This window comes from Candidatus Sphingomonas phytovorans, from assembly GCA_029202385.1.
GTDB classification, from domain to species: Bacteria; Pseudomonadota; Alphaproteobacteria; order Sphingomonadales; family Sphingomonadaceae; genus Sphingomonas; species Sphingomonas phytovorans.
Genome location: CP119314.1, coordinates 3740645 through 3755863, shown reverse-complemented (window position 1 = coordinate 3755863; position 15219 = coordinate 3740645). Strand labels below are relative to the sequence as shown.

The window sequence follows — 15219 nt, the reverse complement described above, 5'->3', positions numbered from 1 at the left end:
GAGGCGTTCGTCGCGACCTGCGCAACCCGGGCCTCAGCCGAGCTTGCCGAATTCAGCCTCATAGGCGGCACGATCGCCGGCGGCGAGCAGGCGGGCCTGCTCGATCCACCGGTCCCGGGCGAGCCGCCCGCGGAAATTGCCCAGCCGCGCATCGAGATCGGCGGCCTGATCGGGGCTCAGCGCCGCGATCTGGTCGATCCGGGTGATGCCGAGTTCCGCCAGCGCGGCGACCAGCTTGGGGCCAAGGCCCTTGAGCTGAGTCAGGTCGGTCCGTGCGGCAGCGGCTGGCTCCGGCGCGGAGGGAGCATCAGGCACGTCGGCGGCGATCGAGGCCGGGCTTGCGTCGAGCGGTGCCGCCGCCACGATCGGTTCGTCGGCGAGCGGCGGAGGGCTCGGCGCGACAGGGGGGGCGACAGGAGGCGCGATGATCGATTCGGGGATCGATTGGGGCGCCGATCCGGGCAGGGCCGGTTCAGCCGCGGCGCTATTCGAGGAGACGATGCGCTCCGTCGTGTCGCGCCGGCGCCTGAGCTTGATGCCCCAGAGGATGCCGACAACCACGACGATGGCGACGAGCGCGATCAGGATCAGGGGGGCGGTCGTTTCCATGGTCAGCTCCGAAAGGTGTCGTCCCCTTCTATCGCAGGAGGGGCCCGCAACGCCACCGGATCATCGATCGCACCGTCAGTCGCCGGCACCGCTCACCATGAGGCTGGCGGATAGCGGGTCGGCGCTGCGTTGCGACCGGCCGTCGCAGGACATCGGAGAATCAGCGGGTCCGGGCGATCTCGCGCCAGCCGATGTCCCGCCGGCAAAAGCCGGTGGGGAAGTCGACTGCGTCGACCGCGCGATAGGCGTCGGCCTGGGCCGCGGCGATATCTGAACCGATCGCGGTGACCGCCAGCACGCGGCCGCCCGAGGCAACCAGCCGGCCGTGATCGAGGCGCGTGCCAGCCTGGAAGACGCGGGCGCCGAGCGCCTCTGCAGCGTCGATCCCCGCAATGGCGCCGCCCGTCTCCGGCGTCCCGGGATAGCCCTTCGCAGCCATCACCACGGTCAGCGCGGTATCGGGCGAGAAGCGGAGCGGCGCGCGCCCGGCCAGCCGTCCCTCGGCGATGTCGAGCATCAGGTCGAGCAGATCGTCCTCCAGCCGGGTCATCAGCACCTGGCATTCGGGATCGCCGAACCGGGCATTATATTCGATCAGCTTGGGGCCATCGGCGGTGAGCATCAGTCCGGCGAAGAGCACGCCCGAAAAGGGCATGCCGGCCGCCTTCATCGCCGCGACCGTGGGCAGCACGATCTCGTCGATCGCCTGTCGCTCCAGTTCGGGCGTCAGCACCGGGGCCGGGCTATAGGCACCCATGCCGCCGGTATTGGGGCCGGTATCGCCCTCGCCGACGCGCTTGTGGTCCTGCGCTGAGCCGAAGGGGAGGATCGCCTCGCCGTCAGTCAGCACGAACAGGCTTGCTTCCTCGCCGTCGAGGAATTCCTCGATCACCGCCTCGGCGCCCGCGACGGCGAACAGATCGGTGACGGCAGCTTCCGCTTCCTCCCGCGTCGTCGCGACCGTCACGCCCTTGCCGGCGGCGAGGCCGTCGGCCTTCACCACCACGGGCAGGCCGAAATCGGCGAGCGCGGCGAGGCCGCCGTCGCGCGAGGTGACGCGCGCATAGCCAGCGGTCGGGATGCTGGCGCGCCGGCACAGATCCTTGGTGAAACCCTTCGACCCTTCGAGCTGTGCCGCGGCCTTGTTCGGCCCGAAGACCGGAATGCCCATCGCGCGGATATTGTCGCCGAGGCCGTCGACCAGCGGTGCTTCGGGTCCGATCACCACCAGTCCGATCGAATGGCGATGGCAGAAATCGATCACCGCGCGGTGGTCCGCCGGGTCGAGCTCGGCCAGTTCGGCATGCTGCGCGATCCCCGGATTCCCGGGCGCCGCATAGAGCTTGCCGAGGCGCCGCGATTGCGCCAGTCGCCACGCGAGCGCATGTTCACGGCCACCCGAGCCGATCAGCAGGACATTCATGACCGACCCCTTTTACGACGGTATTCAAGACGACAAGACCGGGCGGCTCGTAGCCGAGCAGATGCCGGGCGACAACGCCGCGCCGCTCGGCGTGGGCGAACTGGCACTCAAGCTGAAGCGTGTCGTCGAGGGCGAGTTCGGCCATGTCCGGCTGCGCGGCGAGATTTCGGGCTACAAGCGCGTCGCCTCGGGCCATGCCTATCTCAGCCTGAAGGATGACAGCGCGGTGATCGACGGGGTGATCTGGAAGGGGCAGGTCGCGTTGATCCCTTTCCAGCCGCAGGACGGGATCGAGGTGATCGCGACCGGCAAGGTCACCACCTATCCCGGCCGGTCGAAATACCAGATCGTGATCGAGCGGATGGAACTGGCGGGCGAAGGCGCGCTGATGGCGCTGCTCGAGAAGCTCAAGGCCGGGCTCGCCGCCGAGGGGCTGTTCGACAATGCCCGCAAGAAGGTGCTGCCCTATCTGCCGGGGGTGATCGGGGTGGTCACCTCGCCGACCGGCGCGGTGATCCGCGACATCCTCCACCGGCTCGAGGACCGCTGCCCGACGCGTGTCCTGGTCTGGCCGGTGAAGGTGCAGGGCGACGGTGCCGCGGCCGAGGTCGCCGCGGCGCTGCGCGGGTTCGACTCGATCCAGCCCGGCGGGCCGGTGCCGCGGCCCGACCTGGTCATCGTCGCGCGGGGCGGCGGCTCGATCGAGGATCTGTGGGCATTCAACGAGGAGGTCGTGGTGCGCGCCATCGCTGCCTGCTCGATCCCGATCATCTCGGCGGTCGGGCATGAGACCGATACGACGCTTGCCGATTTCGCCGCCGACCTCCGCGCGCCGACCCCGACCGCCGCGGCGGAGATGGCGGTGCCGGTGCTCGCCGACCTCCGCTTGACCCTGGCCGCGATGGGGCAGCGGACCGAACGGTGCGTGCGGCGCTATCACGAGCGCGGCCGCGAGCGGCTCGACGCGCTGGTCCGGGTGATTCCGAAGCGCGATGCGCTGCTCGGGCCGCAGCGCCAGCGCGCCGACGATCTCGGCGCGCGGCTGGACCGCGGGCTGGAACGGCGCGTGACCCTGGCGCGGGGCGTGCTCGACCGCTCGGCCGGGGCGCTCCGGCTGTCAGTACTTGAGCGGCGGCTGGACGATGCGCGGATCCGGCTCGACCGGACCTGGCGGCTGGCTGAGTCGCTCAACCCGGACCGGCTGCTCGAACGGGGTTATGTCCGGGTGTCGGCGCGTCCTTCGGGCGCGGTGGTCACGACCAGCGCGGCGGCGCGCACCGCCGGCGCCGTCACGCTCCACTTCAGGGACGGGCCTGTCGACGCGCGGGTTGAGCGCGCGGGCGGCAAGGCATATGACAAGCCGGGTCCGGAACAGCCGAGCCTCTTGTGAGCAGAAATACGATGTTGATGTCGAACAGCGATCGCCCCGCACGCCTCCATTTCATGGCGAACGGATTCCGTGTGCTCGCGACGGGCGACCATGTCGTCTGCGCGCTGTCGGGCGAACGGATCGCGCTGGAGGATCTCCGCTACTGGAGCGTCGCGCGGCAGGAACCCTATGCATCCCCGCAGCTCGCGATGCAGGCCATGGCGCCGCAATGAAGCGATTTCGGCGCTGGATGGCGGGGGGCACCGCGCTGATCATCGCCGGAAGTTGCACTACCCCGTCGGTATCGCGGCCGACGATCCGGCCAGTCCAGGCCAGTCCTCGCGTGGCGCCGACCGTCCCGTCGCAGCGTGTCCCCGTGCGGGCGAGTTTCAGCTATTCGGGCAGCATGATCCAGGGCGGTCTGGTGATCGGCATCGCGCCCGTCGGCACGAGCATGCTCTCCTTCGACGGCACCGCGATCCCCGTCGCGCCAGACGGCCGTTTCGTGATTGCGTTCGATCGCGATGCGAAATCGACCGCGACGCTGGTCGCGACGCTTGGCGACGGGCGCGAGGTGCGCGACACGCTGACGGTCGCGCCGCGCGCCTGGGATATCTCGACGCTCGACACGGTGCCCAAATATCCGGTGCCCCAGCCTGAATTCGAGAAGCTGCGCCCGGCCGAGCTCGCCCAGATCAACGCCGCGCGCCGGATCGTGACTGACGCGGACGGCTGGCGCGGGCCGTTCATGTGGCCGGTGCTCGGGCGGATCTCCACCCTGTTCGGGTCGCAGCGAATCTACCGGAACGGCGAGGCCGGCAGCTATCATTCGGGGCTCGACATCGCCCGCCCGACCGGGACCGTCGTGCTGGCGCCGGCTGACGGCGTGGTCATCCTTGCCGCCGATCACCCCTTCACGCTTGAGGGGAACCTGCTGATGATCGATCACGGCATGGGGCTGAACACCGCGTTCCTCCACCTGTCCAAGATCACCGTTCGCCTTGGCGAACGGTTGAAGCGGGGGCAGCCGGTCGGGTTGGTCGGGATGACCGGCCGGGCCTCCGGGCCGCATCTCCACTGGGGGATGAAGTGGCGCGAATCCCGCATCGACCCGCTGCTCGTCGCGGGGCCGATGCCGGTCGCGCAATAGCGCTCCAGACCTTCGCAGTCGCAGCACAGTATCACAGGATACTGGCCATTTGCTGCCGAAACGCGTCGATTATGTGTCTTTTCGGATACAGATCTGGCGAAAGCAGCGCAGCGAATATGAATGGCACCTTTACAGTCGCCAACCCCGTGTCCCATCACGACGGCATGTCTCTTGGGGCCGTATTGCGTGCGGTCGATGGGGGCTTGGCAACCGCCCTACCGGATCGCGAAACGCGAACGGAGGGGCCAAGCGAGGGAAAAATTACGTGATTCACAATACTTTACTCGCGCAGAAACTGCGCCTTCTCGCCACGGTCGCGCCGATGTCGCTCGCGCTCGTGGCGTCGCCCGCCTTCGCGCAGGCGACCGCGCCGAACACCGACACGACCACGACGACCGCCGAGGAAGAGCCCGAAGCCATCGTCGTGACCGGCTCGCGCATCCGCCAGCCCAACGCCGATTCGCCGGTTCCGATCACGACCATCACCGGGGAGCAGATCTTCCAGACTGGCCGTATCTCCGTCGGCGACGTGCTGAACCAGATGCCGCAGCTCCGCTCCTCCCTGGGTTCGCAGAATTCGACGTCTGGCCTGGGTGTGCGCGGCCTCAACTTCCTCGACCTGCGCGGCCTTGGCCGCTCGCGCACGCTGGTGCTGATCAACGGCCGCCGTCAGGTGACTGCCGACATCATCAACAACGGCAACGCGGTTGACATCAACACCCTGCCGACCGACCTGATCGAACGGGTCGACATCGTGACCGGCGGCAACTCGTCGATCTACGGCTCCGATGCGATCGCCGGCGTGGTGAACTTCATCGTCAAGGACAATTACGACGGCTTGCAGTTGCACGCCCAGGGCGGCGTCAGCAAATACGGCGATGCCGGCAACCAGTATATCTCGCTGGTCGCAGGCAAGAATTTCGCCGAGGGTCGCGGCAACATCGCGATCAACGCCGAATTCGCGCACCAGCAGGATTATTACGCCTCGGGTCGTCCGAACCTCCGCCAGAACGACGCGTTCGTGATCGTCGATACGGATGTCGGCGCGCCGTCGGACGACGTCATCGACCGGGCCTTCTATCGCGACATCCGCAGCTCGACGATCTCGCTCGGTGGTCAGCTTGGTTTCCGTTATGGCAACGCCGGTGCACCATGCGGCACGGACGCTGTCGGGAACTCGTTCACCTGCGCCTATCTTTTCCAGCCCAATGGCAGCCTCGTCAATCAGACCGGCCTGCGTGTTGGCCTTGGCCCGAACGGCAGCTTCGTGAACGGCAACGGCATGACCGGTCGTGAAGGCAAGCTCGTGGTGCTCTCGCCGGATCTGAAGCGCTATGTCTTCAATGCCGTCGGGCATTTCGAGATATCTCCTGCGTTCGTGCCCTTCTTCGAAGCGAAATATGTCCGCACGGAAGCGTTCGGTTCGCAGAGCGGCCCGTTCTTCTCGCAGGGGCAGACGCTGCAGGACGGCATCGCGGTCGCCGGCTTCACCGATCGTTCCTACACGAACGCCGGGGGCAGCGTGAATCGCGAGGGCACACGCCTCGACAACCCGTATCTGGGGTCTGCGGCGCAAGCGACTATCAGGCAGCAGTTGATTGCGGCAATCAATTCGGGGGTCAATCCCAACACCGGTGCAGCTTTCAAGACGTCGCTGAATACGACTGCGGGCGCCGCAGCCGATCAGGCAGCCGCGCTCGCGCAGGTTCAGGCGGGCACCTACCGCTTTTCGCTTCGTCGCAACTGGGTCGATCTGGGCACGCGCGACGAGCGGATCAAGCGTGAGACCTTCCGCGCGGTCGTTGGTGTCCGGGGTGACTTCAATACCGACTGGAACTACGAAATCTCGGCCAACTATGGCGAGCACAAAGAAGACAACGTCATCACCGGAAACATCAATCGTCAGCGGTTCCTGCTGGCGATGGACACCACCCGGAATAGCGCGGGGCAGATCGTTTGCCGCTCGCAGGTCGATGCCGCCTATGCCGGGAGGGATCGTGCCGGAAACCCGGCGCAGTTGGCCAAGGACGTCGCCGCCTGCGTTCCGCTGAATCCGTTCGGCGAGGGAAGCGTCAGCGATGCCGCCAAGGCCTATCTGCTCATGCCGACCACGGCGAGCGGCAAGGCGACCCAGCTCGTCGTCAGCGGCTTCGTGTCGGGTAACCTGGGGCAATTGTTCCAGCTGCCTGGCGGCCCGGTCGGTTTCTCGGTCGGTGGCGAATATCGCCGGGAGACGATGCGCTACGATCTGGATCCGATGACCCAGGCGGGCTACGCTTTCTACAACGCGATCCCGTCCTTCAGGGCTCCTTCCTTCGAGGTGAAGGAAGCTTTCGGCGAGGTCTCGATCCCGCTGGTCAAGGACGTCTTCCTGCTGAAGGAACTGACGGTCAATGGTTCGGCTCGCGTGGCTGACTATAAGGGAAGCGTGGGAACCGTGTTCGCCTATAGCGGCGACGTGACGTGGCGGCCGGTCAGCGACCTTCTGCTGCGTGGCTCCTATTCCAAGTCGGTGCGCTCGCCGTACCTCGGGGATCTCTACACGCTTCCGGGGCAGAACTTCACGCCTGCGCCCAATGATCCCTGCTCGGCGCGCAACATCGGCACGGGCTCCTCTACCCGCGCCGCCAACTGCGCGGCTGCCGGCATTCCGACCAGCTATGACTTTGTCTTCAACCAGTCATTGGAGATCGTCAGCGGCGGCAACCCGAATCTGAAGGCGGAAAAGTCCACGTCCTGGACCTTGGGTGGCGTCTATCAGCCGAGCTTTGCTCGCGGTCTGACCGTATCGGTTGATTATTACGACATCACCGTCAATGACGTGATCACCTCGACAACGGTGCAGAATGCGCTGAACGCCTGCTATGATGCACCGTCGCTGGCCAATCAGTTCTGCGCCCTGTTCAAGCGTGACGATGCGACCGGCAGCATTTCGGGTACGCCGTTCCGGATCCTCAACGGCACCTTCAGGGACAGCCCCCAGAACTACGCCAAGCTGAAGGCTCGGGGTATCGATACGCAGATCGGTTTCAACCGCGACTTCGGTTTCGTGAAGGCAAGCGTGAAGGGCGTATGGACCCATGTCATCCAGCGTGACGAGTTCACCGATCCGTCGCGCCCCACCTTCAAGAATGTGCTGACCGATGAATTGAGCTATCCTTCGGACTCTTTCAACATCAGCACCGACCTGAAGTTCGGCAAGTTCACCATCGGGCACACGCTGCGCTGGCTGGACGGAATGTATCTCAACACGTGGGAAGACTATAACGCGGTCAACGGCCAGCCGCCGCAGAACCCGGATTACGCGCCGATCAAGAAGTATCCTGCGATCACCTACAATGACATCCGCGCGAGCTATGACGTGACCGAGAAGTTCAACTTCTACGGCGGCGTCACCAATATCGGCGACGTCAACCCGCCGTACGGCCTCACCGGTGTCGGTGCCGGTTCGGGCGTCTACGACAACCGTGGTCGCTTCTTCTACATGGGCGCAACCGCCAAGTTCTGATCGATCCCAGAACATTGAAGGGCCGGAGGAGTCATCCTCCGGCCCTTTTTTTTTGGTGGTCAATTCCGGTAGGAAGGAACGATGTCGGAACCCCCCGTGGCCCTCGCCAACAAACTGGTCGCATCGGGCGCGATCGCTGACGGGATCGCGTTGCTGACCCGGGCCGCCGATGCGGGCGACGTCGATGCCCTGATGCAACTCGCCGTATGGCATCTGGTGGGAGAGCCGGTCTCGCGGGACCTCGTCACGGCCCGTGCGTTGCTGCGCAGGGCCGTTGCGATCGGTCATGTCGATGCGGCGCTGATGGAGGTGGCGTTGACCGCCAATGGCAGCGGGGGCTTGCCGGACTGGGCTGCCGCCTTGAAACTTCTGCGTGCCGCCGCCCTGGCCGATCCGATGGCCGGGGGGCAGTTGAAGCTGCTCGACGCTATGAAGATCGGCGCGGACGGCCATCCCCTGGTCTTGCCCGAACGTGAAATGCTCGGTGTCGATTCCGGCATCATGCGTTTTCCGAGGCTGTTCACACCGGAGGAATGTGCCCATGTCGCGACTGTCGCGGCCGATCTGCTTGAACCAGCCCGTGTGATCGATTCACGCACCGGCCGCTGGATCGCTCACCCCGTCAGGATGGCGGAGGATGCAGCGGTCGGCCCGACGCGTGAGGATCTGGTGGTGCAGGCGCTGAACAGGCGCATCGCCGCGGCGAGCGGCACCGAGACCGGCCAGGGTGAATCCCTGGCGGTCCTGCGCTATCGCCCCGGGCAGCAATTCAGGCTGCATTCGGATATCCTGCCCAATACCCGGAACCAGCGCGTCGCGACGGTCCTCGTCTATCTCAATGACGGATTTGAAGGCGGGCGGACGACGTTTCCGGCGTACCGGCTGGACATCACGCCCCGGGCCGGTGATGCGATCGTGTTCAGGAACGTCGACTCGAACGGGGCGCCCGATCCCTCGAAGCGCCACAGCGGCGAACCGGTAATCCGCGGCACCAAATGGCTGGCAACCCGCTGGATACGGGCCCGCGCTTTCTCACCCTGGGATGGCCCGGAAGCCTGACGCCAGTCAGATTGGCGCGATACGTCGATCCGGGAGCGGAGCCTTTACCGGCGGGCGGGGTGTTCCTCCGCTGCCCGTCTTCACATGACGCGCTTCACCCGAACGCCCGGGGCTCCTCCGACGCGCATCATGAAGCTGCCCAGGCTCGCACGCCGCACGACAACGTCCAGCCCAGGCTTCGGTTCGCGGATGAACGGTTTGGTATCGATCTGTCGCCACATCGATCCGTCAGCCAGTCCGACGATCCATCCGTCGGTTCCGTCCCGTGCGGAAGTGATTCTGGATTCGATCTGCCCAACATCTTCATTGTCGTTGCCGGCAAATAGCTTGAAGCTCGGTAATGTCAGGCCGAACAAGGAGCGTTTCGCGCCACGTATCTGTTCCTTGTCGATGATTACGACGTTCTTCGCAGCTTCCGCGTCGGCGAGAGCTGCCACTTCGCGATCATAACATGCGAGACGGGCGCCGGTATCGGTTATCGCACGACAATCGATCAGATGCTGAAATACCGGTGCGCGCGCAGGCGCCGGCTCGTCCCGCGCGATGGCCGGATACGCCGCCAATAAAGCGGTCAGGAAAGCGGTTGCGAACTTGATGCTTTTCATAATGGTTACAATTTCATCATTGTTGCAATGGCGCAACAGTAAAAGGCAATTTTCACAACTGCCGCACAAGCCGTTTACAGCGCAAGTCCCCACAGGCACTGACTAATACATCGTCGGGAGTGGGCTCCGGGCCTCTCCACGACATCAATCCGCGCGGTCACCGCGCGGCAAGAAAGGAAACGGGGAAGTGAGCAAACTAGCAAAGATATCGATGCTCAAGGCTGGCACAGCGCCAATCGTTCTTGGGCTCGCGCTGCTGTCGGCCCAGGCCAACGCTCAGACCGCCGATGCGGCGCAAGCGAGCACGCTGCCTGCCGATCAGCCCGCCGCGGCTCCAGGCGGCGACATCGTCGTCACCGGATCTCGCATCCCGCAGATCAATCTTGAATCGGTTAGCCCGATCACTGTCGTGACAGCGCAGGACATCAAGCTTCAGGGGACGACGCGAGTCGAGGACCTGATGAACTCGCTCCCGTCGGTGTTCGCCAGCCAGAATTCGACCCGGGCCAATGGCGCCGACGGTACCGCGACGGTCGATCTTCGCGGTCTCGGCACCACGCGTACGCTCTCTCTCGTCAACGGTCGTCGTCTGCTGCCGGGCGATCCGAGCCCGACCAGCGGTTCGGCCGCCGACATCAACATCATTCCTGCCTCGGTCCTGAAGCGCGTCGAAGTGCTGACCGGCGGTGCATCGTCGACCTATGGCGCTGACGCCGTCGCCGGCGTCGTCAACTTCATCATCGACACCGACTTCACCGGCATCAAGCTGGATGGCCAGTACAGCCTTTTCCAGCACGACAATCGCGACAAGTTCCTGACGCCGCTGCTTGATGCGCGCGCGGGCGCGGGGCTCCCGGGCTACGGCTATCCCAAGGGCAGCGTCGCCGACGGCGGCGCCGTTGACGCGACGCTGACGATCGGCTCGGGCTTCGATGACAATCGCGGCCATGCCGTCGCCTATTTCGGCTATCGCAAGGTCAACGCGATTTTGCAGGCCAATCGCGACTACAGCGCCTGCGTGCTTCAGAACACACGTGCAGGCGTTCCGCAGTGCGGCGGCTCCGCGACCTCGGACAACGGCAACGTCTTCCTGTTCAACAACGCAGTCACCGTCGGCACCTCGACTGCCTTTACCTTCCGGCCGGGCGGCGGCTTCGTCAACGGCACGTCGCTCTACAACTTCGCGCCGACCAACTATTATCAGCGCCCTGACGAGCGTTACACTGCCGGCCTGTTCGCGAACTACGAGATCAACGATTCGATCAAGCCGTATCTCGAGTTCATGTTCATGGACGATCGCACCGTGGCACAGATCGCGCCGTCGGGCGATTTCGGCAACACGCTGACCATGAACTGCGACAACCCGCTGATGTCCGCGACGCAGCGCGCCGTGGTTTGCTCCCCGGAGAACCTCATCAACGGCTATCTCGGCAACTTCCCGACCGCCCAGGGAGCGCCGTATAATCCCAATCCGAACGCGCCCCCGATCAACTTCGTCGACTCGCAGGGCCGGGTCTACAATCAGGGCTTCTTCCAGCTGCTGCGCCGCAACGTCGAGGGCGGTCCGCGCCAGTCCGATCTGCAGCACACCAACTTCCGCGCGGTGATCGGTACCAAGGGCTCCCTGGGCAGCGCCTGGTCCTATGACACCTATTATCAATATGGCCGCTCGAACTATTCGCAGGTCTATTCGAACGAGTTCTCCGTCGCGCGGCTCAACCGGGCGCTGAACGTCGTCACCGACAACCGCGCGGGCAGCTCGACCTTCGGCCAGCCGGTCTGCCGCTCGGTCATCGATGGCAGCGATCCCAACTGCGTGCCCTACAACGTCTTCGGCGGCGCCGGCGCGGCGAGCCCGGCATCGGTTGCCTATCTCTCGGCAACCGGCTTCCAGAAGGGGCAGACCTCGGAGCAGATCGCCAGCGCTTCGCTTACCGGCGCACTGGGCCAGTATGGCGTCAAGAGCCCCTGGGCCGATGACGGCGTGGCGATCAACCTCGGTGTCGAATGGCGCAAGGAATCGCTCGAGCTGCAGACCGACAATGCCTTCCAGACGGGCGACCTGACGGGCCAGGGTGGCAAGACGCTGCCGCTGTCGGGCAATTTCAGGGTGCTGGAGTTCTTCGGTGAGACCCAGGTTCCGATCGTCCATGACGGTTTCATCAAGGATCTGTCGCTGAACGCCGGCTACCGCCGTTCGTCCTACAAGACGAGCGCAAACAAGAGCTATGATACCGACACCTGGAAGGTCGGGCTCGAATTCGCGCCGATCCGCGATATCCGCTTCCGCGGCACCTATAACCGCGCGGCGCGCGCGCCCAACATCCAGGAACTGTTCGCGACGCCGACCGTCGGTCTCGTCGGCAGCAGCGATCCCTGCGCCAAGTCGATCACGGCCACCGACTATGGCTGTATCGCACAGGGCTTCACCGTCGGCACCGGCACGGCCAGCAACCCGGCAGGCCAGTATAACGGCCTGATCGGCGGCAATCCCAACCTGAGGCCGGAAATCGCGACCACCAAGACGATCGGTGTCGTGATCCAGCCGAGCTTCCTGAAGCGCTTCTCGCTGACGGTCGATTACTTCGACATCAAGATCAAGGACACCATCAGCGCGACCAGCCAGGATGCGGTTCTCAAGGATTGCGTCGCCAATGCGACGGCGACCTTCACGCCGATTTCGTGCGGACTCGTCCATCGCGACGCGGCGCGGTCGCTGTGGTTGACGCCCAATGGTTACGTCAACGACATCCCGAGCAATATCGGGAGCACCCAGACCAAGGGTATCGAGGTCAGCTCTGCCTTCGCGCAGAGTCTCGGCAGCATCGGTAACCTCAACCTGAGCATGACGGGCACCTATCTCGACAGCTATCGGACCGACAATGGCATCACGCAGCCCTATGACTGCGCCGGCTATTATGGTCCGACCTGCAGCGCGGGCGGCACGACGAACAGCGGCGCCCCGCTTCCGAAATGGCGTCACAAGGCGCGTGCAACCTTGCAGACTCCGATGGGAATCGGTTTCTCGCTGCAGTGGCGCTACATCGGTCCGGTCCAGGCCGAGACGCTCCAGAAGAACAACCAGTCGCTCAACGGCGCGTACAACTATGATCCGGGGCTTCACATCAAGGCGTACAATTATTTCGACCTGGCGGCGTCGTTCAGCGTTGGTGACAATTACAACTTCCGCCTGGGCATGAACAACGTCTTCGACAAGCAGCCGCCCTACGTCACGTCGGGCAATGGCGGTCGCGATGGTTCGAACCTGTGCCCGTCGGGACCCTGCAGCGGCAACACCTATCCCGGCACCTATGATGCGCTGGGCCGCTACCTCTATGCAGCGGTATCTCTGACCTTCTGATCCTTCGATTTAAGGATCGTTCATTCTGGGGCGGCGATCTTCGGGTCGGCCGCCCCTTTTTTTATCCCGGCGTTGCTTCGGGATTGCATTGGCGGGGCGGGGCGGTCCAGACTGATATGGTGGCAAGCGTTCCCATGCTAGATTCCGACACGGCCGAGACCCTCCGGCAGGCAATCGACGCCGCCCGGACGGGCGATGTCCCGCGCGCGCGGTCGCTTGCCGAGGCGGCCTTGTTGCGTGGGGGCGATCTGGTTGCCCTCAATGCCTTTCTCGGCATGTTGCGGAGCCGCGCGGGCGACGCGGCGGGGGCGATCACGTATCTGCGGGCGGCTCATCGCCATCGGCCGGGCGACGCCACCATCGCGTGCAATCTCATCGCGGCATTGATCGAAACGGGTGACCAGGCAGGTGCCCTCGACATTGCCGGCCGCGATCTTGCTTTCGCTGATCCGTCGCTGCGGGTCGCTCGCTACCGGGGTTTCCTCGCCCAGTCGCTCGAGCAATTCGAGGGGTCGGTCGAGGCCTATGATCATGTCGTGGCACGCGCGCCGAACGATTTCGAGAGCTGGAACAATCTCGGCAATGCCCGGTCGGGGCTTGAGGACTATCCCGGCGCCGTCGCGGCGTTGAAACGCGCCGTCGAGCTTGATCCGCGTGCGGCACCGACCCGGCTCAACCTTGCCCTTGCACTCCGCTCGGCCGGAGAGGCGGCGGAGGCGGAAGCTGTCCTGCGCAGGGCTGCCGGGGATTTCCCGCAGGATGATCGCGCGCTGAACGAACTCTACCTCCAGCTGCGACTGGATGGACGATATGACGATGCGCTCCCGGTCATCGAAGAGGCGGTCTCGCGCAATCCGGAGAATGGCGACCTGCAGCTCAAGCTCGGCGTCGAATGCGGGCTGGCGCGCCGGACCGAGGATGCATTGCGTGCCTTCAGCAAGGCCATCGCGCTCGATCCGACGCTGGTGGACGCCTATCTGGGGCTCGCGATCCAGTATGAGCACACCAACCGCGAGGAGGGGTTTGCGCCGCTGATCGCGCTGGCGACGGAGAATGGGATTGGCGAGGGGCCGCTGGCGTTCCTGCGCGCGCTTGAGCATCGCCGGGCGCAACGGTTCGAGGAAGCGCTTGCCTGTCTCGCGCTGGTTCCGCCGGATATCGAGCCCGAGCGTACGGTGCATCTTCGCGCGATGCTTCTCGATCGCCTCGGCCGGATCGACGAGGCCTTCGATGCCTTCCGGCAATTCACCCAGCTGCTCCAGGAGGGGCCGACCGATCCCGTACGCCGCGGGGCCGCGCTGCGCGACGAATTGCGCGGGGAGCTTGAATTGCTCGCGCCGGGCTGGCCCGCTACCTGGTCGACGGCGCGGCCGGTTGCCGATGGCCCCGATCCGGTGTTCCTGGTGGGGTTCCCCCGATCGGGGACCACGCTGCTCGATACGATCCTGATGGGCCACCCCGGAACGGTGGTGACTGAGGAACAGCCGCCCTTGAATCTGGTCGACAAGGCGATCGGCGGTCTTGCTGCGATCCCCACGCTCGACGAGGCGGCGATCGTGCGCGCGCGGGCGCATTATTATGAGGAGATGGCGAAGGTCGGCACGGTCCCGAATGGTCGGCTGCTCATCGATAAATCGCCGCTGTTCCTCTACAAGGTACCGTTGATCCAGCGCCTGTTCCCCAAGGCGCGTTTCATCCTGGCCCTGCGCCATCCCTGCGATGTGCTGCTCAGCTGCTTCATGAGCAGTTTCCAGCTCAACAACGCGATGGCCAATTTCCTGCGCCTGGAGGATGCGGCCGATTTCTACGATCTGGTATTCAGGCATTGGGAACGGTCGCGGGAACTGTTCCCGGTACAGATGCATACGATCGTCTACGAACGGCTGGTCGACAATGTCGAAGCGGAAGTTCGTCCTCTGTTCGATTTCCTGGGGCTCGACTGGCATGAGGATGCGCTGGACCACCGCCGCACGGCGCTGTCCCGGGGCCTGATCACCACCGCGAGCTACTCGCAGGTCATCGAGCCGATCTACAAGCGCGCATCGGGTCGCTGGGAGCGGTACCGGCGACATCTGGAGCCGATCCTGCCGACGCTCGAACCCTGGGTCGCGAAATTCGGCTATTCGCTTTGACGG

General features: G+C 65.0%; 10 protein-coding genes. 7 read left to right on the top strand and 3 right to left on the bottom strand.

Features of this window, described 5'->3' with window-relative positions; translation table 11 throughout:
• Nucleotides 1-33: 33 nt before the first annotated feature.
• A complete protein-coding gene (locus tag P0Y59_17210) occupies nucleotides 34-609 on the bottom strand; it encodes a hypothetical protein (protein WEJ98670.1) in 576 nt (191 codons plus the stop codon).
• Between the two features lie 160 nt (nucleotides 610-769).
• Nucleotides 770-2032: a phosphoribosylamine--glycine ligase gene (gene purD, locus P0Y59_17205; protein ID WEJ98669.1), complete on the bottom strand. Its 1263-nt coding sequence runs from the start codon at nucleotides 2030-2032 to the stop codon at nucleotides 770-772.
• On the opposite strand from purD, the gene xseA reads away from it, so the two are divergent.
• From xseA to P0Y59_17180, 5 genes are all read left to right on the top strand, one after another.
• On the top strand, nucleotides 2031-3422 hold the full coding sequence (gene xseA / locus P0Y59_17200; GenBank protein WEJ98668.1) for an exodeoxyribonuclease VII large subunit: 1392 nt from the start codon (nucleotides 2031-2033) through the stop codon (nucleotides 3420-3422). The genes purD and xseA overlap by 2 nt on opposite strands.
• An 11-nt stretch (nucleotides 3423-3433) precedes the next feature.
• Complete coding sequence (locus P0Y59_17195) at nucleotides 3434-3634, top strand: DUF2093 domain-containing protein (protein WEJ98667.1); 201 nt, start codon at nucleotides 3434-3436, stop codon at nucleotides 3632-3634.
• Nucleotides 3631-4551, top strand: coding sequence for a M23 family metallopeptidase (locus P0Y59_17190; GenBank protein WEJ98666.1), 921 nt, complete (start codon nucleotides 3631-3633; stop codon nucleotides 4549-4551). The genes P0Y59_17195 and P0Y59_17190 overlap by 4 nt, the downstream gene beginning before the upstream one ends.
• 322 nt (nucleotides 4552-4873) lie before the next feature.
• A complete protein-coding gene (locus tag P0Y59_17185) occupies nucleotides 4874-8059 on the top strand; it encodes a TonB-dependent receptor (GenBank protein WEK02608.1) in 3186 nt (1061 codons plus the stop codon).
• A gap of 81 nt (nucleotides 8060-8140) precedes the next feature.
• Complete coding sequence (locus P0Y59_17180) at nucleotides 8141-9118, top strand: 2OG-Fe(II) oxygenase (GenBank protein WEJ98665.1); 978 nt, start codon at nucleotides 8141-8143, stop codon at nucleotides 9116-9118.
• 80 nt (nucleotides 9119-9198) lie between these two features.
• Here P0Y59_17180 and P0Y59_17175 read toward each other — a convergent pair whose 3' ends face one another.
• The gene (locus P0Y59_17175; protein WEJ98664.1) at nucleotides 9199-9759 is read right to left on the bottom strand and encodes a hypothetical protein; all 561 of its coding nucleotides are present in this window, start codon (nucleotides 9757-9759) and stop codon (nucleotides 9199-9201) included.
• Between the two features lie 151 nt (nucleotides 9760-9910).
• On the opposite strand from P0Y59_17175, the gene P0Y59_17170 reads away from it, so the two are divergent.
• Together P0Y59_17170 and P0Y59_17165 are read left to right on the top strand one after the other, a co-directional pair.
• Entirely contained in the window at nucleotides 9911-13084 is a 3174-nt protein-coding gene (locus P0Y59_17170; GenBank protein WEJ98663.1) for a TonB-dependent receptor, read from the top strand.
• Between the two features lie 134 nt (nucleotides 13085-13218).
• The gene (locus tag P0Y59_17165; GenBank protein ID WEJ98662.1) at nucleotides 13219-15216 is read left to right on the top strand and encodes a sulfotransferase; all 1998 of its coding nucleotides are present in this window, start codon (nucleotides 13219-13221) and stop codon (nucleotides 15214-15216) included.
• Nucleotides 15217-15219 lie beyond the last annotated feature (3 nt).

Bases quoted from the DNA above. Each gene is read 5' to 3' on its own strand.
- P0Y59_17210 (WEJ98670.1), bottom strand. From the start codon at position 609: ATGGAAACGACCGCCCCCCTGATCCTGATCGCGCTCGTCGCCATCGTC.
- xseA (WEJ98668.1), top strand. From the start codon at position 2,031: ATGACCGACCCCTTTTACGACGGTATTCAAGACGACAAGACCGGGCGG.
- purD (WEJ98669.1), bottom strand. From the start codon at position 2,032: ATGAATGTCCTGCTGATCGGCTCGGGTGGCCGTGAACATGCGCTCGCG.
- P0Y59_17195 (WEJ98667.1), top strand. From the start codon at position 3,434: ATGTTGATGTCGAACAGCGATCGCCCCGCACGCCTCCATTTCATGGCG.
- P0Y59_17190 (WEJ98666.1), top strand. From the start codon at position 3,631: ATGAAGCGATTTCGGCGCTGGATGGCGGGGGGCACCGCGCTGATCATC.
- P0Y59_17185 (WEK02608.1), top strand. From the start codon at position 4,874: ATGTCGCTCGCGCTCGTGGCGTCGCCCGCCTTCGCGCAGGCGACCGCG.
- P0Y59_17180 (WEJ98665.1), top strand. From the start codon at position 8,141: ATGTCGGAACCCCCCGTGGCCCTCGCCAACAAACTGGTCGCATCGGGC.
- P0Y59_17165 (WEJ98662.1), top strand. From the start codon at position 13,219: ATGCTAGATTCCGACACGGCCGAGACCCTCCGGCAGGCAATCGACGCC.